15 protein-coding genes and 4 pseudogenes are annotated in these 17978 nt (G+C 64.2%); 7 read left to right on the top strand and 12 right to left on the bottom strand.

The window, feature by feature from the left end; all coding sequences use genetic code 11:
• Nucleotides 1-228: 228 nt before the first annotated feature.
• Nucleotides 229-1448 (top strand): annotated as a pseudogene (locus ACZ50J_RS12055) (IS3 family transposase).
• A 116-nt stretch (nt 1449-1564) separates the two neighbouring features.
• On the opposite strand, the gene ACZ50J_RS12050 reads toward ACZ50J_RS12055, so the two are convergent.
• The 3 genes from ACZ50J_RS12050 to ACZ50J_RS12040 all read right to left on the bottom strand — a co-directional run bounded on the left by ACZ50J_RS12050 (nt 1565) and on the right by ACZ50J_RS12040 (nt 5057).
• Entirely contained in the window at nt 1565-2443 is an 879-nt protein-coding gene (locus tag ACZ50J_RS12050; RefSeq protein WP_464297406.1) for a hypothetical protein, read from the bottom strand.
• Entirely contained in the window at nt 2430-4142 is a 1713-nt protein-coding gene (locus tag ACZ50J_RS12045) for a choline/carnitine O-acyltransferase (RefSeq protein WP_464301347.1), read from the bottom strand. The genes ACZ50J_RS12050 and ACZ50J_RS12045 overlap by 14 nt, the downstream gene beginning before the upstream one ends.
• 72 nt (nt 4143-4214) lie before the next feature.
• Nucleotides 4215-5057, bottom strand: coding sequence for a HalD/BesD family halogenase (locus ACZ50J_RS12040; protein WP_464297405.1), 843 nt, complete (start codon nt 5055-5057; stop codon nt 4215-4217).
• A gap of 349 nt (nt 5058-5406) precedes the next feature.
• On the opposite strand from ACZ50J_RS12040, the pseudogene ACZ50J_RS12035 reads away from it, so the two are divergent.
• A pseudogene (locus tag ACZ50J_RS12035) lies at nt 5407-6040 on the top strand (IS30 family transposase); the annotation flags it as partial.
• Nucleotides 6041-6132: 92 nt separating this feature from the next.
• On the opposite strand, the pseudogene ACZ50J_RS12030 reads toward ACZ50J_RS12035, so the two are convergent.
• The 4 genes and pseudogenes from ACZ50J_RS12030 to ACZ50J_RS12015 all read right to left on the bottom strand — a co-directional run.
• Nucleotides 6133-6513 (bottom strand): annotated as a pseudogene (locus tag ACZ50J_RS12030) (carbohydrate ABC transporter permease); the annotation flags it as partial.
• Between the two features lie 397 nt (nt 6514-6910).
• Complete coding sequence (locus tag ACZ50J_RS12025; RefSeq protein ID WP_464297404.1) at nt 6911-7360, bottom strand: carbohydrate ABC transporter permease; 450 nt, start codon at nt 7358-7360, stop codon at nt 6911-6913.
• 43 nt (nt 7361-7403) lie between these two features.
• Complete coding sequence (locus ACZ50J_RS12020; protein WP_464297403.1) at nt 7404-7682, bottom strand: hypothetical protein; 279 nt, start codon at nt 7680-7682, stop codon at nt 7404-7406.
• Nucleotides 7683-7771: 89 nt separating this feature from the next.
• Nucleotides 7772-8149 carry a hypothetical protein gene (locus ACZ50J_RS12015; RefSeq protein WP_464297402.1) on the bottom strand — a complete coding sequence of 126 codons (378 nt, stop codon included), beginning with the start codon at nt 8147-8149 and terminating at the stop codon, nt 7772-7774.
• 165 nt (nt 8150-8314) lie between these two features.
• Here ACZ50J_RS12015 and ACZ50J_RS12010 point away from each other — a divergent pair, with 165 nt between their 5' ends.
• The 4 genes from ACZ50J_RS12010 to ACZ50J_RS11995 all read left to right on the top strand — a co-directional run bounded on the left by ACZ50J_RS12010 (nt 8315) and on the right by ACZ50J_RS11995 (nt 11654).
• Complete coding sequence (locus ACZ50J_RS12010) at nt 8315-8467, top strand: hypothetical protein (protein WP_464297401.1); 153 nt, start codon at nt 8315-8317, stop codon at nt 8465-8467.
• Nucleotides 8464-10206 carry a recombinase family protein gene (locus ACZ50J_RS12005; protein ID WP_464297400.1) on the top strand — a complete coding sequence of 581 codons (1743 nt, stop codon included), beginning with the start codon at nt 8464-8466 and terminating at the stop codon, nt 10204-10206. Before ACZ50J_RS12010 ends, ACZ50J_RS12005 begins: the two co-directional genes overlap by 4 nt.
• 501 nt (nt 10207-10707) lie before the next feature.
• Nucleotides 10708-11043, top strand: a complete 336-nt coding sequence (locus ACZ50J_RS12000) for a type II toxin-antitoxin system prevent-host-death family antitoxin (RefSeq protein ID WP_123270024.1) — start codon at nt 10708-10710, stop codon at nt 11041-11043.
• 71 nt (nt 11044-11114) lie between these two features.
• Entirely contained in the window at nt 11115-11654 is a 540-nt protein-coding gene (locus tag ACZ50J_RS11995) for a type II toxin-antitoxin system RelE/ParE family toxin (protein ID WP_123270025.1), read from the top strand.
• Nucleotides 11655-11792: 138 nt separating this feature from the next.
• Here ACZ50J_RS11995 and ACZ50J_RS11990 read toward each other — a convergent pair whose 3' ends face one another.
• Together ACZ50J_RS11990 and ACZ50J_RS11985 are read right to left on the bottom strand one after the other, a co-directional pair.
• On the bottom strand, nt 11793-12788 hold the full coding sequence (locus ACZ50J_RS11990; protein ID WP_123270026.1) for an IS5 family transposase: 996 nt from the start codon (nt 12786-12788) through the stop codon (nt 11793-11795).
• Between the two features lie 442 nt (nt 12789-13230).
• Nucleotides 13231-13492, bottom strand: a pseudogene (locus tag ACZ50J_RS11985) (YnfA family protein); the annotation flags it as partial.
• A gap of 21 nt (nt 13493-13513) precedes the next feature.
• Here ACZ50J_RS11985 and ACZ50J_RS11980 point away from each other — a divergent pair.
• Nucleotides 13514-13828, top strand: a complete 315-nt coding sequence (locus ACZ50J_RS11980) for a hypothetical protein (protein ID WP_123270226.1) — start codon at nt 13514-13516, stop codon at nt 13826-13828.
• 771 nt (nt 13829-14599) lie between these two features.
• Here the strand turns inward: ACZ50J_RS11980 and ACZ50J_RS11975 are convergent.
• The 3 genes from ACZ50J_RS11975 to arsB all read right to left on the bottom strand — a co-directional run bounded on the left by ACZ50J_RS11975 (nt 14600) and on the right by arsB (nt 17840).
• The gene (locus ACZ50J_RS11975) at nt 14600-16006 is read right to left on the bottom strand and encodes an FAD-dependent oxidoreductase (RefSeq protein ID WP_123270027.1); all 1407 of its coding nucleotides are present in this window, start codon (nt 16004-16006) and stop codon (nt 14600-14602) included.
• Between the two features lie 72 nt (nt 16007-16078).
• Nucleotides 16079-16759 carry an arsenate reductase ArsC gene (locus tag ACZ50J_RS11970; RefSeq protein ID WP_464297399.1) on the bottom strand — a complete coding sequence of 227 codons (681 nt, stop codon included), beginning with the start codon at nt 16757-16759 and terminating at the stop codon, nt 16079-16081.
• Nucleotides 16746-17840, bottom strand: a complete 1095-nt coding sequence (arsB, locus tag ACZ50J_RS11965) for an ACR3 family arsenite efflux transporter (protein WP_123270029.1) — start codon at nt 17838-17840, stop codon at nt 16746-16748. Before arsB ends, ACZ50J_RS11970 begins: the two co-directional genes overlap by 14 nt.
• Nucleotides 17841-17978: the final 138 nt, after the last annotated feature.

Below are 17978 nucleotides of genomic sequence, written 5' to 3'. Positions count from 1 at the left end.
CGACGTCTCTCCGGCCAGTCCCTACAGAGCGATGAATCGCAGATCTCAATCAGCGGTCGAGTCGTCGTCGGACGCGGGGCGGCCAATCACCTACAGCCCTCAAGGAGCAGACATCTGAAAGCCATACCCCGCGTCCTGAGGTGCCCCGACTCTAGAATCAGGGCCCACTTCGACGGTAGGGACATCTGATCTGGCTTGCCCGACAGGGCGGCCTGGAAGGATGTTGTTATGCCCAAGCCCTATCCGAAAGAGTTCCGCGACGACGTGGTGCGCGTCGCACGCGCCCGCGAAGCGGGCGTGACGCTGGTGCAGGTCGCTAAGGACTTTCAGGATCCACGAGATCAAACCGGGCGCTCCTGTGCGGCCAACTCGCGGACGAGCGGGAACCCCATTTTGGGGGCAGATCCGCCTGCGACAGATACGCCGCGGCGCGACGCAGCACCTCGTTCTCCTGCTCCAGCAACCGATTTCGCCGCTTCAGGTCACGCAGCTCGGACGACTCGCTCGTCGTGACACCGGGCTTGGACCCGTCGTCGACGTCGGCCTTACGCAACCACGTACTCAAAGTGTCCGGGTGCCTGCGACGGTGACGTGTCGGGTGCCGAAGCTGTGTCGCCAGCAGTACTACCGATGGGTGCAGCAGCCGGTCACCGACGCTGACCTGGCGTGGGCATACCGGGCGAACGCGTTGTTCGACGCCCACCGTGACGACCCGGCGTTCGGGTACCGGTACTGCCGCGACGAGGCCGGCGCCGATGGCCAGGAGATGTGCCCGCGGACCGCGTGGGCGATCTGCTCGGCCAACGCGTGGTGGTCGGTGTTCGCCAAGAAGCGATCTGGTCGTCCATGTCCAGGTCCGCCGGTGCATGACGACCTGCTCGCGTTCGAGGATGACAAGGACTGCACCCGGCACGACTTCACCGCCGCCGAGCAGGTGAACACGGTGTGATTGACCGACATCACCGAGCACCGGACCGGTGAAGGGAAGTTGTACTTGTGCGCCATCAAGGAGGCCTGCTCCGGGCGGATCGTCGGCTACTCGATTGATTCCCGGATGAAGTCCAAACTCGCTGTGGCAGCGTTGAATTCAGCCGTCACACGCCGGGCAGCTAACGGCGCGCCTGTTGCCGGGTGCATCGTGCACAGCGACCGCGGATCGCAATTCCGCAGCCGCAAGTTCGTCACACGACTCAAGCACCACGACCTGGTCGGATCGATGGGTCGGGTCGGCGCGTGCGGCGACAACGCCGCGATGGAATCATTCTTCGCTCCTGCAAAAGAACGTCCTGAACACCCGCCACTGGGTCACCCGTGAGGACCTGCGCATCGCGATCGTCACCTGGATCGAACGGACCTACCACCGACGTCGACGCCAAGACCGCCTCGGCCGATTGACGCCCATCGAATTCGAGGTCACCATGACGACACCAGCCGCTCAGGCTGCGTGACTACAACTGTCACCGAAACGTGCAGCAGTCCCAAACACGGTCCCGGTCGAGGAATGGTTGTTTCGACGGTTTTGCACCGCACCCGCAGGTCTTGCCGATGTCATGCTGGGTTAGCTTTAGCCATCGTGCTTGCCCAATCCACTAGGTGAATTTAGGCGTAGATCGTCGATAAATCCACTCGCACCGGAAACGTAGATGTCGGCGTAGAACCAGCCGGATTCCTCCAGGCCAGCGACGTCGTGACCGGTGGAGACAGCTTGGGCGACGGCGGAGGTCGCCTCTTCGGCGGAGATGAACTGTCGCTGACGGACGGGCCCACCAGGCACTTTACGGGTCTGAAGGCCGTACCTGCGCAAAGCGTTCGCGATAGGTCGGTAGTCGACCGCTCGAAGCACGGAGGCCACTACCCACGCCTCGGACGGTCGGGCGATAGCGCGGAATATATGATCGAACGTGGAGGCTCCGACATATCCGACGCCGCCTGTACAGACCAGCACATCAACGTTCGTGATGCCTTGTGCTAGTTGTTCTGACGGCGCATCACACTCCAGATCTTCGCTCCAGCCGTTGGCGATCAACTCTGCGCGACGGGCGTACTCGACTGCCGGCCCGGAGGTGTCGAGCCCGAGGACGCATAAGTCAGTTCGGCGGCGGCGTCGGGCAAACATCGCTCTATCTTGCTCAATAATTTCGGCTGTGCTCAGTGCCTGTCGCTCCGGCGCTGTCATCCACTTGCCAAGCTCGACCAAGTCTAGATCGTGGCACAGCAACGCCGCGTTGAGTCCGTAGGAGCAGCACACATCCAAAACGGTCCCGCCACCGCCGCGGGCTAGCACTTGTTCGATGACCGGCAGCGCGTGCTGTGGCACCTGATACTGCAACGGCGACAGGACGTCGAAGAGCGCATTGGGGTCAGGGCGGACATACAGCTCGCTGAAGTCGGCCTTACCCACCAACGCTGGCGCGCGGCTCACGGATGTCTCATCGATGGTCACGGAGCAGCTCCTCTATTTGTTCGACGACGCGCGGCAACTCGGTGACGAAGTCGCTCAGACGGCGCGCTTGGCTGTGCCGGGCGCTGATGTAGAGATGAAAGGTGTCCGGTAGCAGGGCGTAACCGACACCAAGGCATTGCTCGTTGGTCGGGCCGAAACCCCAATAGGACACGTGAGGTGAGGGGACCGCGCTGGTGCTGAGGCGGTCATCGCGTGCGATGGCCCAGCCCGGTGACTCGAATAGTGCGATTGCCCCGCTTCGCCGCCGCTGATGCGTCATGAGCAGCTCCCAGAGGTGCTGCTCTGGGGCGTCCCCCGCACGGCATTGAGCGGCTCGGCGTCCGTGCTGCTCGGCAGCGGCGCGGAACGCGTTCCGTCGCTCGTCATCGCCCACACCCGGCTTATCCATGCACTGCACGAACTTCACGCTTTGCGGCGTGACAACGCGCATCGCTTCGGTGCGGCCGTGACGATAGCCGGTTGTCGCAATTGACTCGTAGGTTGATCCGACCTCCCCTGTTGCGCGGAAATTGGCAAGCTGAAAGGCCAGCTGCGCGAACGCATCCGGCGATACCCCGAGGAGCTTGGCTCTCGTAGCAGAGAAGTCGACCGCCAAGGCGACGCCGAGCGTGGCTGCGGCTTCGACGTCGAAGCTTGCCCGTGCGGCACGGAGTTCCTCGCGCAGGTGCGGCGTTGTCTGAAAAGTCACCGGTTCGGCGCGTGGGTGCCGATCACGGCCTGTGGACGGAGCCGGGGTCGCGGTCAAAACAACATCCAAGAACCCGACGACGGTAGTGCCGTCCAACCGACAGTGCTCGCCGTTGAATCCCGCGGTGCCATCCGCGGCCACGATGAAGGACACCGCCTTGTCGAACCACCGATTCTCGCGATTTCCGTGCAGCAACTGGTCACACGCCTGGGTCGCGGAACTTGGGGCGACGTCGTCCAAGCACACACAGAACAACGCCCGCTCGACTCTGTCGAGCGCCTCGTCGTTGCCGGCGTCGATCAAGGCTTGCCGGTTCCGCGCCCACCTTGGCCGATCACTGGTCGTGAACGCTCCGACCCATTCTCCATTGGTATCGTCCTCGCAGGCACGTACGGCTGCGCGCAGCCCAGTCTCCACCTCGTCGACGTCGTACGGTGTTCCGTTCTCGTCCAAGACGTCCAGTGTGACGGCGTGCCCCTGATGAAGCACCAGAATGTGTCGTTCTCGGGAAGGTCCTGGCCACTCGGATGTGTATGGCGCACGGCTGCTGTCTAGCGGTTCACCGGGAATTCGTGTGGCACTGAAGAGATATTTGTACTGCTCCATCGACATCGGTTGGCCTCGTCTGGTGACGGGTGCCAGCGTTTCGTCATCTACGCGCTGCTTGAACTGCAGCGTTGCATTGACTAATCGGGCAGCGCGTTGCAGTTGCCCGATACCCGGATGGGACTGGAAGAGGAAGAAGTAGTTGGCATTGATCGCAACGGGCGTGCGGCGGCCGAAGTAGCGCTGGTGGAAGAACTCGTCGGCCCAGGTTGCGCGTCCCGGAGTGCGGTCGTGGCGCACCAGCAACTCCTGCAGCTGCTTACCGATACCCGCATCGGAACGGAACTCCTGCATCGCGTACCGAGTCTGGGTGAGTTCGTCGTCGGTCAGCAGCGGCTCGACCCACTCCAAGAACCGGTCACACGTAGACGGCAGGGGCGGCACAGGCAATCGTGGCAGGTCGTCCTCATACGCAAACGTTTGGGCCGGTGGTGGTGGCTCGCTCGATGCCACGTGTCAGTCCAGCAACGCGTCGGCGCGGCCGGCCTGGTTGCCCGCGGCATGATGCGCAGGATCGAGACGCCCGAACAGCTGTCGTGTGCGTTCGAGAGTGCCGATCACCCCCGGACGCTCGCTGTAGGCAAAGATCGCAGTGTGCCGTGCGCGAGTTCCGCCGACCGGCGCGACGCGATGCAAAGCAAATCGTCCACGGAACAATTGCAAGTCACCCGGTCGTAGCGTCAATCGACGGATCCGTTCCTGTTGCCGACCTTCAAGAATCGCACGGACATCTGCAAAGTTCTCCGCTTCCTTGGAACGGATGCCCGGGCAATACTGAAACTCACCCCCCGACTCCGACGCCTGCGTCATCATGCTCAGGGCGAACTCGTTGGTATCAAAGTGCCAAGGGTGCGACTTGCCCGGCTCCACGACATTCAAAGTCAGCCCCGCCAGCGGGTCAGCGAGTTCGAAGATCCGTTCCATTCCCACACACGCCGCAACGAACCGTTGAAAGCGAACATCTGTATATAGCAGATGGATCAGCGCGTCCGCTGGGATCTGGTCGCGCGCCACAAACGCGTTGCCGCGCCGCATCGTCACGTTTGCGGGATGATCAGGTGGTAAGCAGGGGTCTGGTGCGGTGTTGTAGACGTTCACCGTCGCAACGTCGTAGTTGGCGTTGCGCGCAAGATCCACTCCCTCGCTCTCCAGCCGAGTCAGTAACTGCGGCCGGACAAACCCTGGGAGAACACTGCACCCGTCGCCCGAGAGGTCTGCACGGACTTCAGCGATCAGCTCAGGGTCGGCCAACTCATATCGGTCGGTGTCGATCACGCGAGTCATACCAATGGTGACCATCGGCCCTCCTTCAGACCCATTCAGTGAATCCGACACGCTTCGAATCGGACACTGCCCAACAGGACAGTCTCCTCCCCTCCGATAGAACGGTCCCGTCGTCAGCATCTGCGATTGCAGGCGGCATTGGACAGGACACCGCGGCTGTAGCGACTCGAGCGGTGAGCACTGTTCGGATTACCTGCCGGTGTCGTAGGTCGCTCTCGGCTGCGCGAACGGCGCGGCGCCCCGGGGCGGCGGCCGAAAGTAGGATGACTTCGATGAGCGCGCGGGGTGCCTTCGGTATCCCCGGGGCTTGGAGCGCACTGTGATCTGGGCGTACCTGTTGATCCGGGGATGGAACCATCGACCGGTGCAGGGAAAGGGCGCGTTGCGGCAAGAGTTGATGGTGAAGGCGTTGCGGTCCGGACGCACCGGTCGTATCCCGCAGTCGCGGCTGCCGCGCGCGTCCAGCCGTCCCTGGCTGCAGGGTGCCCGGCTCAGTGACCGCCCGGGGTCGAGGACCGGGCCGTCCCAGGCCACTGGGAAGGTGATCTGGTCGTCGGGCCGGCCACTCCGCGATCATCACTCTGGTTGGGCGCACGACCCGGTTCGCGCTGATCGGACGGCTGCCCGGCGCCCGGGACAGAGACACCGTGATCGACCGATTGACCCGCATGATCGCCGAGCTACCGGATACGTTGCGTCGCACGATCACCTGGGATCAGGGAATCGAGATGGCCCAACACGCGCAGTTCACCGTGGCGACCGACTGTCCGGTGTTCTTCTGTGATCCACACTCACCCTGGCGGCGCGGTAGTAACGAGAACCTCAACGGGCTGATCCGCGACTTCTATCCCAAGGGCACCGACTTCAACCAGATCAGTGACATCGAGATCCAACACATGCAAGACCTGTTGAACACCCGACCCCGCAAGACACTCGAATGGGCTACACCGTGTGAGAGGCTCGACAAGTTTATCCGGGACGTTGCACTCACCGCCTGAACTCGCCCCAGTGGCATGAAGTCGGGTTGCGGTTTGGTGTAGCCCTGCCAGATGGACATGCTCAGGCTGACCGGGAAGAGCTTGTTGGTCTGCAGCATTACCAGCGGCAGCATGAAGTCGTTCCAGATCACGACGAACTGGAACAGGCCGATGGTCACGTACCCGGGCCGGAGCATTGGCAGAGCGACTGACAGGAAAGTCCGCGCCGATCCGGCACCGTCCATCCGGGCTGCTTCGAGAGTCTCGTTCGGCACGTACCCGGCGCTGAAGGCACGCGCCAAGTAGACACCGAACGGGTTGCAGAGCGACGGCAGGATGATTGACCAGATCGTGTTGGTCAGGTGTACCTCGGACGCCAGTAGATACAGCGGTATGACGGTGGCGGTGTCGGGGATCAGCACTCCGACCAGGACGAGTCCGAAGATGCCGTCTTTGCCGGCGAAGCTGATCTTGTCGAACGCGTAACCGGCCATGACACAGACGAATCTGCCGATCACGGCGCCCACCCCGGCATACAGGATGCTGTTGAGCATCCACCGCCAGAAGATGCCACCCTGTGTGGTGGCGACCATCCGGATGTTGTCGAATAGGTTGAACTTGCCCAGGGTGAATCCGCCGGTGTCGTAGAGGTCGGCACTGTTCTTGGTCGCAGAGATGAGCAACCACACCAGCGGCAGCACCATGTAGAGGCAGCCGAGGACGAGCAGCATGTTGACGGTGAAGACGCTGCCCGTGCCGGGTCCGATGCGGCCGGCGCGGGAGCGGCCGCACCGCTGGTGGGCCGGGACGGAGGCGGCGGTCATGACGCGTTCACTTTCGAGCTCAGCCGGGTCACCACGAACGACAACGCGCCGGCGACGACGGCGATGATCAGCGATGCGGCCGCGTGGCCGAGGTTGTGATCGTTGAAGGCGGCGTTGTAGGCCCACACTTTCGGCACCCAGCCACTGCTGACGCTGGATGTCGACTGCGCCAGGATGGGGGTTCGGTGAATAACTGCAGGGTCCCGATGATGGTGAAGAGCAGAGCGACGGCGAGGGCCGGCAGGATCTGCGGCAGTTTGATGCTCAGCGTGGCCCGCAGTTCGGACGCGCCGTCGACCCGGGCGGCTTCCAGGATCTCGTGCGGTACCGCTTGCAATGAGGTGAAGATGATGATCGCGTTGTAATCTGTCCACTCCCACACGCCGATGCCTGCGATAGAGCCCATCACCAGGTGCGGTGACAGCAGATCGGTGTGGATGCCGATGCGGCCCAGTGCGGCGACGATCGGGCTGATGCCGGGTGCGAACAGGTAGGACCAGATCAGTGCCGCGATCACACTCGGCACCGCGTGCGGCAGGAAGACTAGTGTCAGAAATGTCTTACGCATCCGGGCGGCCGTGGCGTCCACCAGGAGCGCGAAGCGTTGCGCCGATCAGCATCACCGGGATGTAGAGCAGGCAGTAGAGAGCGAGGTGTGCGAATCCGGAGGTGAAGGAAGAGGATTGCAGCACCTCGCGGTAGTTGCTGAGCCCGGAGAAGACCGTCTTGACACCACCGAAACCGAGTCCGGAATGCTTCTCGCTGAAGAGGCTCAGCTTGATCGCGTAGATGATCGGCGCGATCATCACCAGCGCGAAGAGAACGAAGAACGGCGCCAAATAGAGCGCCGCGACCCGGGCGCCACCGTCCGGTGACAGACGGCGGCGCTACGGCCGGGCCGGTGAGGCGAGGGGTCGGGCGGCAGGCTTCATTTCGCGATCGCGAAGCCCTTCTGCTTCAGTCCGGAGACGGTCGTGGCCTGCGCCGCGGACCGCGCCTTCGGGACCGTCGAACCGGCACCGACCTTGCCGAACACAGCGGTGAAGGCTGTGTTGCTGACGTCCCAGTCCGGACCCCACTGCCAGCCGGGCTTGACCGATCGGTACGCGGTGTCGAAGACGGAGTACATGTCGTTGCCGAAGTAACTGGCATGGTGGACCTTCTTGGCGACATCGGTCATGCCCGGATAGGCCAGGTATGCCGATCCGGCGTCACCGCGTGCCTTGATCGCCTGCGGGTTCTCGCCGAGCCACCGGGCGAACTCGGCGGCCGCCGCCGGTTGCTTGGAACTTTGGTCACCGCCCACGCGGTGCCGCCGTAGTAAGAACCGGAGGGTGTTCCGCTCATCGTCGGCAGCGGGGCCGCCACCCATGGTCAGTCAACCACCGCGCCACCCTGATCCTCTTGACGACGACGTGACGGGCTGACGAACGGTTACCTCGGGCGAAGGCTGCGTCGCACTGTGCAGGACATGAGCACGCAACGTTCCGCCGAGAGGGTCGAGTTCGACACTGACTCGCTGCCGTCGGATTATGAGCTGCCTCCCGAAGCACTGGCCGTGTTGGCCAACATCCTCCGGCGTCTGCACGCCCAGCGTGCCGACAACAACGAGGACGCCGCATGAGTAAGGCATTCGCCTTCCTCGGTCGAGTCAGCACGGAAGACAACCAAGATCCCGAAGCATCGCGAGGCTGGCAGATTCGACGCGCCAAACAGATCATCGAGCAGGTCGACGGCACGATCGTTGCGGAGTACTTCGACATCGGCCAGTCTCGCTCGATCCCGTGGAAACGCCGGCCGCGGGCCGCGGCGTTGCTCGAGGAGATCAAACGACCGGGCCGCCCGTTCGACGCGGTCGTCACCGGAGAGCCACAACGAGCCTTCTACGGCAACCAGTTCGGGCTGACGTTCCCTGTGCTCACTCATTACGGCGTGGAACTTTGGGTACCTGAGGTCGGCGGACGAATCGACCCCGGCTCGGAAGCGCACGACATCGTGATGACCCTGTTCGGTGGCATGTCCAAAGGAGAGCGCACCCGGATCCAACTCCGAACAAAAGCTTCCATGACTGACCTCGCGCTCAAGGGCGACCGGCACATGGGCGGAAGGCCACCATACGGATACCGTCTCGTCGACGCGGGTCCGCACCCCAACCCCTCGAAGGCGGCCGACGGCAAGCGCCGCCACGGACTGGCTCTGGACGACGAGACCGCGCCAACCGTGCGACGGATCTTTCGGATGTACGCAGATGGGCAGTCGTTCCGAGCTATCGCTGACGTCTTGACCACAGAGGGTGTTCCAAGTCCGTCTGCCCACGATCCGGCTCGCAACCCGCACCGTGACCCCGTGGGCTGGGCGCACACCGCGGTTCGGGCAATCCTGATGAACGAGAATTACAGCGGCTACCGAGTGTGGGGAAAGCAACGCAAGCAGGAGTCGCTGATCGACCCCGAGGACGTCGCGGCAGGCAACGTGACCCGTATGCGCTGGAACAGTCCAGCGGAGTGGGTTCGAGCCACGACCCAAACCCATCCAGTACTCATAGAACCTGAGTTGATGTCGCACGTGCGCCAGCGGCTGACGGAACCGGGTAACGTTCAGCGCCGCTTGCGGTCGACGTCATACGAGTACCCATTGCGGGGAATCTTGTTCTGCGGCATCTGCGGCCACCGTATGCAGGGCGCCGCGCACTCGCGAGTCAGGAAAGACGGGAGCCGGCGCATCCTGTATCGCTGCAGCCTTCGCGATCAGCGCTCGCTGCCTCCAGCTGCCTATCCTGAGCATCCGCGCTCGCTGACCGTCAACGAATCGACCATCGTCAGTGCACTCGACACGTGGATCGGTTCGCTGGCCACTCCCAAAGTCCTGGCATCGATACCGGGACCGGAATCCGAACACACAGCCCGCGCCTCAGAGTTGCGACAGAAGATCAAGGCGCTCGACAAGAAGATCAACGCACTCGTGGCGACCGCCGAAGTAGCCGAAGAAGTCGCCGAGCTTGCAGCCATGATCAAGTCACGCAGTCAGGAGCGTCAGGCATATAAGGCAGAACTCGCCCAGATCCTCCAGGCCGCGCCGACGAAAGAGGACCTGGCGAAGATCGCGCAGGCTCTCGGGGGAGTGACCAGGATCTTGACGATCGCGGGCCCTCAGGAGAAGGGGCAGCTGTATCGCACACTCGGATTGCATCTCGCCTACCACCCAGGCCAGAGACGAGTTGAAGCGTCTCTGGCGCTGGGCGGGCTCGACCACCGAAACGGTGGTCGAGCAAATATGTGTCCGGAGGGGGAGTTGTCCGTTATCCCGACCACCTCGAAGGCCGGGATTCCGCGGATTTCCGGTAGCTTTAGGCTCGCTGGGTAGCTAGCCCTTTCTCGATCGTGGCGTTGAGGTGATCGACCGCCACGGCCAGCGAGCCACCGACGTCGGGCTGGGCGCGCAAGTGGGCGGAGGTGTTCATGATTGAACCTGTGGGCCGTCTCGTACGTCGCGGCGCGTGCCTTCCGGATCGATGTGGCCGGTCCGCGCAGGCAGGTCGGTGCCACCGGCCGTTGGTTTCGGGGTGCGGCGCCTCGTACCAGCTGCTGAGCTCGAGCTGCGCGAGAACGACATCGCCACCACGATAGAACCCGATAAAAGTGCAGTTGTATCGGAAACTATCTGGGAGCACCTGGTGCAGCGCAGCTCCCGCAGCCCGGGTCAGGTCGAGGATGTCCGGGAGATTCAAGCTCGGCTGATAGCACCTGGCCGAGTCGGGTTGGATGGTGCGAAGTGATCGTCGTGGTCCGCGTCCGGGCGGTGAACTCTCGCCCAGGCGCGTGAGAGTCGCTTGCGATCTATACAGTTTCCTGTACAGTTTTATCCATGGACAGCTTCGTTGACGTGCACCCCGAGCGGACCCTATCCGTGACCGCGGCGACGGGGCGCGGTGTCGCGGGATTGGTCAAGGACGCTGAACATGGCGAGGACCTCATCGTCGAGCGCCACGGTCGCGCGGTCGCTGCGGTCATCTCGGTGGAGCACTTCGACGAGCTGCATCGTGTCCGCGCTGACCTGATCGCTGCCTCTCTGGTTTTGGCGCGCGAGCTGTCCGACAGCGGCAACCGCACGGAGTTGGATGACGTTATCGCGTCGTTCGGGTTCGATCGGGCGGAACTTGAGGCCGAGCTCGACGCCGACATCGCCGCGGGCCGCGCGTGATCCCCGCGCCGACGGGTCTGGAATAGGGCGTGCCTGAAAAGAAGAAGCACCCGGATGTCCCTGGGTGCGTCGTGCGGCTGACCGACGACGCCGTCGATGACCTGCGCACCCTGTTCAAAGCGGACCCGCAGATCGTGCGGTGGGCGTTGAAGAAGATGCTACAGCTCGAACGGGACCCTTATGCAGGAGATCCGCTGCTCGGCGGTCTCATCGGTTACCGCAAGATCATCGTCGGAGATCGATACTGGCGTGTGGTCTGGCGGGTCGGTCAGGACGACGTGGGCGACTTCCGGATCGAGATCGCGGAGGTCTGGGCAGTCGGCTACCGCAAGGACAGCGAGGTCTACGCAGAGATTCAACAACGTGTCGCTGACACCGGATCCTCAACCAAGACCCAAGCACTGACCGAGGTCCTCAAGCTGTTTGCCACGCAGGCACGCGGCCTGACCGCGGCGCCTGAACCGGAACGGCCCGAGCCTGTCCCGAAGTGGTTGACTGATGCACTGCTGTACGTGGTGCGCCTGCCGGCCTCCCGGGTCGAGGCGATGAGCCTCGAAGAAGCAGAGAGAGCATGGACCGAGCACATCTCGGGAACAGGGCAAGACGGCTAGGGAATCGCTGATCTAAGTGCCATTTTGGGGCGACCCTGGTGCGGCAGGTCGCGTGGGGCACTGCGAATAGGGTTGACACCACTGCGATTTGGCCGGTTCCCCGGGATTTCCGGGGCCTGCTGCCGGTTTGTGGGCAGGCTACCGCCCGGGCACCCCGGCTATCTGGACCGCTCGGGTACGCATCAGCAGGTTCGCACTGGTGAACAACACCTGCAGCAGGTTGTGGTTCTTAGCCAACCCGCGGTATCGGGCCTTGGTGAACTTGAAGTCACGTTTCACGATCAAGTACGGGTGCTCGACCTTCGCCCGCACCGACGCCTTGCGTGACTCCACCTGCTGATCGTGCACCGGCATCAACTTCAGCTTGGACTTGCGCGCCGCGACCCGCCACTCGATCTTTGCGAGCTGCTGATCGCCGATGATCTCCGGCCGCTTCTGTACGCCTTGGTATCCGGCGTCGGCGTACCCGACCTCGTCGTCGGGTCGCATCAGCTTGGCCGCCTCGGTGATGTCACCGGCATTCGCCGCCGTCACCGTGACGGTATGCACGTACCCGGTCCCTGCGTCCACGCCGGTGTGGGCCTTCATCCCGAAATGCCACTGATTGCCCTTCTGGGTCTGATGCATTTCCGGATCCCGCGCTCCGGCAGCGTTTTTCGTCGAGCTCGGGGCGGCGATGATCGTCGCGTCGATCACCGACCCGCCCCGCATGATCCACCCGTTGGCCTCGAAGAACCGGGTCTGCGCATCCAGGAACGCCTTGCCCAGGTCGTGCTGTTCGATCAAGTGCCGGAAATGCAACAGGGTGGTCGCGTCCGGCACCTGGGCGGGGGTGAAGTCCAAGCCCAGGAACGTGCGGAACGCGTACGAGTCGTAGATCGCATCCTCGGTACCCTCATCCGACAACGAGAACCACACCTGCAGCAGGTACATCCGCAACATCGTCTCCACCGGCACCGGCTGGCGACCTCGGCGACCGGTCGTGGGATAGAACGGCACGATCAGCCCCGTCCACTCATCCCACGGGATCACTTCGGTCATCATCGCCAGGAACTGATCCCGGCGCGTGCGCCGACGGCGGTTCCCATACTCCACATCGGCGAAACTCGGCTGCTGCGCATCAGAACCAGGCATGCCCCGATTCTCCCAGCAACCGGCGCGCCAGACCGTCAATAGATCAGCGTTTCCCTAGGGCTGACTGAACCGAACCGAGCGCCGGGTCGAGTGAACGATGGTGCAGCCGCGCCGTGCGGGTTTAGCGCGAGCGGCGGCGATCGCGCTCACGTCGCAGCGACACGATCACCGGATCGGTCGTACACAAACCTATGGACGTAACTTCATGATGGCTACGGATGCACGTCTTGCCGGTGTGATCCTGGCCGCCCAAGCGGCGAAACACTATATCGGGATCGGACGGCAGTAAGCAAGAACCTCCAGAACATAGTGCGAGGTTTGCACACGGGCGACGGGGCCATGCTCGCTCAAGCTCTTCCGTCGCCCGGCAAAAACTGGCAGGGGCGGGAATTGATGTGCCGGGAGTAGCCGTTTGTGGATCGTTCTCGGGCACTCCTGGGGATCAGACCTGGCTGTCCGCTACGCGCTTGACCATCCGCGATCGGTTTCCGCGCGGGGCGTACATGATCAAAGCGACGCCGAGGAGGCAGACGAGGGCTCCGGCGACGTCCCACCGATCGCGTCGCTAGCCATCGGCGACCATTCCCAGATCAGGGATCCAGCGACAAAACGCCGCCGTAATCGGCGAGGATGCGTCCGAACGCGGCGCCGGGTTGCAAAGTGGCGACGAATCCGTGCACGCCGAGGGACACCACGCCCGCGCCGACCCGGGGGATGATGTGGGCATGCGTGTTGAACTTCTGGTCGTGCCTGATTGCGTCAACGAGGACGGTGCGTTGCGCTTGCTCCGGTCGTCCTTGGATGAGGTCGGCCTGGGCAAGGTCAGTGTCAACGTGGTGGTGATCGACAGTCAGTCGGCCGCCGAGCGGCACCGGTTTGTGGGCTCGCCGACGATCCTGATCGATGGTGTTGACCCGTTCGCGGTAACGGATGCCGTGCCGGCTCTTGCGTGCCGGATGTACCCGGGCGGGCAGGGTGTGCCGGACGGGCGCGAGCTACGGCACGCGTTGAAGCGTGCCGCTGCCGCGAATCACGGCTGACGACCAAGGATGTGACAACCGAGCGGCCACCAGGATGCTCACTGACATCCAATGGACGGATCGGTTGTTGTCGAAACTCACCGACAGACGATGTCGAGACTCGACTAATGGCTGGGCACGGTGATTCGGCCGCATCGTTCGCACTAGCGATGTGCTTCCCGATTGGCTCCGGTTTGGTCGGCAACCTGCCCGGGCCGCAGGCCCCTCGCCGGGTTCAGCCATTGTTCAGGCCAGGCCCGCGGGCTGACACGGACCCGAGTGACCAGGGCCGCGAGGACGTCGGCCCGGGCCTCCCGGACCTGAACGTCGAGCACGACACGGACTTCATTCGGATCGGCACTGGCGCTCGAGGTGACGGTGAACGTGAAGAACGAGCAGCAGGCTGTCTCTCGGGCCGTCAGCTCCTCCACTCGCGCGACCAGGTCTAATTCGGGTCTAATTCGCCGACCAGCGCGAGCCGAGCTCGGGTCGGGCTCGCGTGGTCTATTTCCCTGGCAGCGGTTGCGAACAAGTCATCGAATCCGGCGACCCGCACTGGTCGCTGCGTGGTCGGCAGGGTGCACGTATCCGCCGGTATCCACGCCTCATCCACTGGTGTCGGCCTTGGTGTGCTCATCGATCGACGGTAAACCCAGGTCCTCGGTACCGGATGCAACCGAACCGGGGACTGGCTGGTAGCACACCGATTTCCAGGATGTGGCCGGGCTGACGAAGACGCGTCTTATTTGGTGCGGGCCGGGGCCTTTGACGCAGAGGAGCAAGGGCATCGACTCACGTCATCGCTGTCCGCGCGGCGGCCGACGGTGTGATGGCGTGTTGCCGGGCCCAAGTTTGCGCCGCGATCTGGACTGCGTCCCAGGGTGAGCCGAGGGGTGGGGTGTAGGACAGGTCGAGCTGGGACACGTCGTCGACGGTCATGCCGTGGAAGAGGGCTGTGGCGTAGGTGTCGACGCGTTTGGCGGTTTCGGTGCCGCGGGCCCCGATTAACTGGGCGCCCAGCAGCCTGCCGGTGTGTTGGTCGCCGGTGATGCGGATGGTGATGGGCTGCGCCCCGGGGTAGTACGCCTTGTGGTCGTCCGGTGTCGCGGTCGCCGATACGGGGGTGAATCCGGCTGCGATGGCTTCGTGTTCGCGTAGGCCGGTGCGCGCGGCGACCAGGTCGAAGACCTTGACGACTTGGGTGCCGAGGCTTCCGGCAAACTTCGTGGAGCCGCCGAGGGCGTTCTCTCCGGCGACTCGTCCTTGCTTGTGCGCGGTCGTGCCGAGCGGGAGGTAGGTGGTGCCGAGTAGGCGGTGGTGGGTGATGACGCAGTCACCGGCGGCCCACACGTGCGGCAGCCCGGTGGCCATGGTCTCGTCCACGACGACGGCGCCGCGTGGCCCGGTGGTGGCTCCGGCACGTACGAACAGGTCGGTGTCGGGGGTGACGCCGACGACGACCAGGACCAGGTCGACGTCCCATTCCAGGGGTTGCTGGTCGGGTCCGGTGCCGGTGACGTGCAGCCCGGTGTCGGTTTTGGCGATGCGGGTGACGGTGGTGCTGGTGTGCACGTCGACGCCGTGCCGGTCCAGTTCGGTGTGCACGAGGGCGCCGAGGTCGGGGTCGACGGTGGGCAGGACTTCGGGGAGTGTTTCGACCTGGGTGACGTGGATGCCGCGGCCGGTGAGGCCTTCGGCCATTTCCAGGCCGACGTACCCGGCACCGACGATCAGCGCGTTCGTGGGGTTGATCCGGTCCAGGGAGTCGGTCAGGGCGAAGGTGTCGCCCATGGAGTGCAGCAGGTGCACCCCGTCGCCCGTGCCGAGCTGGTCCAGGCCGTCGATGGGTGGCCGGGCGGGAACGGCGCCGGTGCCGACGACCAGTTCGTCGTAGCCGATGATGTCGGTGCCGCCGTCGGGGGTGCGGACGAGCAACTGTTGGCCGGGGACGTCGATGTCGGTGACCAGGGTGTCCAGTCGCAGCCGCATCCCGGTGGCTTCCAGGTCGGCGTGGGTGCGGTGGGCCAGGTTGGTCCAGTGGGTGACTTCGCCGGAGATGTAGTACGGGATCCCGCAGATGGAGAAGTTCGGGTAGGCGTCGGCAACGACGACGGTCACGTCGGTGGTGGGGTCGAGTTCGCGGGCGCGCAGCGCGGCGGAGATACCGGCGTCGGAGCCACCGATGGCAACCAGGTGCATGGACGTTGGCCTTTCAAGAGCAGGAAGGTCACAAGGGGTGAGCGAGCAGAACAGCAGCGGTGCGAGGGCGGGTTAGATGTTGAGTTCGCGCAGCAGGGCGCTCACGCGGGTGGTCAGGTTGTCGCGGATGTCGCGCAGCACGGGCAGGGGTTGCCCGTCGGGGTCGGGGATGTCCCAGTCCTCGTAGCGTTTCCCGGCGTAGACCGGGCAGGCGTCGCCGCAGCCCATGGTGATGATGACGTCGGCGGCGTGGACAACGCTGTCGGACAACGGTTTCGGGTACGCCTCGGTCAGGTCAATGCCACGCTCATGCAGGGCTTCGACGGCGACCGGGTTCACTTGCCCGGTGGGGTGGGATCCGGCCGAGCGCACGTGCACCTTCCCCGGTGCGAGGTGTGCGGCGATCGCGGCGGCCATTTGGGAGCGTCCGGCGTTGTGGACGCAGACGAACAGGATTTCCGGGACCGTCCTGCCCAGTTGGCCGCCGGCTTGTGCGGTGGCGGTCAGTTGTTCTTTGGCGTGCCGGGTGATCAGGATCGGCAGGAACGTGGCGATCTTCGACCGTGGTTCCAGCAGATCACGGGCCCCGGTCACCGCAGCGGTGACTTGGTCGCGACTGAAGATGCCGTCGAACTGGTAGGCCAGGTCTTCGATGATCGCCGCCGTGTCGACCGGGCGCACCGGTGCGGTCTGGTCCGCAGGAGAGGCTGGGGCGGTTGGGGCGGTTAGGGCGGGACTGTCAGGTGCTGGCATGGGCGGACTCCCGGGTGGTGGTGAACCGGTTGCGCAGGGCCAGGGAGACGTACACAAGGCCGACGAGCACGGGCACTTCGATGAGGGGGCCGACGACGCCAGCCAGGGCCTGCCCGGAGGTGACGCCGAAGGTGGCGATCGCGACGGCAATGGCTAGTTCGAAGTTGTTGCCGGCGGCCGTGAACGCCAGCGTGGTGGTGCGCTCGTACCCCAGGCCGACGGCGCGGCCAAGGGCGTAACCGCCGCCCCACATGAGGGCGAAGTAGACCAGCAGCGGGAGCGCGATACGCACCACGTCCAGCGGGTGACCGGTGATCTGGTGGCCCTGCAACGCGAACAGGATGACGATGGTGAACAGCAGCCCGTACAGGGCCCAGGGGCCGATCCGGGGTAGGAACTTCTCCTCATACCAAGTACGCCCCTTGGCGCGTTCGCCCAGCCGCCGGGACAGGTACCCGGCCAGTAGCGGGATGCCGAGGAACACCAGGACGGACCCGGCGATCTTCCACGCCGACACGTCCAGGTGTTCTTGGTGCAGGCCGAGCCAGCCGGGCAGCACCGACAGGTAGAACCAGCCCAAGACGGCAAACATGATGACTTGGAAGAAGGAGTTGATCGCGACCAGCACGGCGGCGGCTTCGCGGTCGCCGCAGGCCAGGTCGTTCCAGATGATCACCATGGCGATACACCGGGCCAGGCCGACGATGATGAGGCCGGTGCGGTAGGTGGGCAGGTCGGGCAGGAAGATCCAGGCGAGGGTGAACATCAGCAGCGGCCCGAGCACCCAGTTCAGCACCAGGGAGGTGACCAGCAGCCGCTTGTCGCCGGTGACGGAGTCCAATTTGTCGTAGCGGACTTTGGCCAGCACCGGGTACATCATGATCAGCAGCCCGAGCGCGATCGGGAGCGAAACCCCTTCAATTTCCACGGCACTCAGTGCCGTGTCCAGTCCGGGGATGATCCGACCAAGGAGCAGTCCGACGACCATGGCGGCGCCGATCCAGATTGGCAGGAACCGGTCCAGGGTGGACAGTTTCGCCACCACCGGGGCGTGCGCGGGACGCGTTGCGGTGTCGCTCATCGGACCAGCCCCACACGCGGCTGACCAGTGAGCACCTGTTCACGGGCAACGGACACCATCAACGACCGACCACCTTCTGATTAGACAACTGTCGATGCAGTCAGCCTTGCGCATTGAATTGATGGTTGTCAATATAGA

The sequence above is a fragment of the Flexivirga sp. G2 genome, from assembly GCF_055397625.1.
Note: the sequence above shows the minus strand (reverse complement) of the source record. Positions and strands in the feature narration are given on the sequence as shown.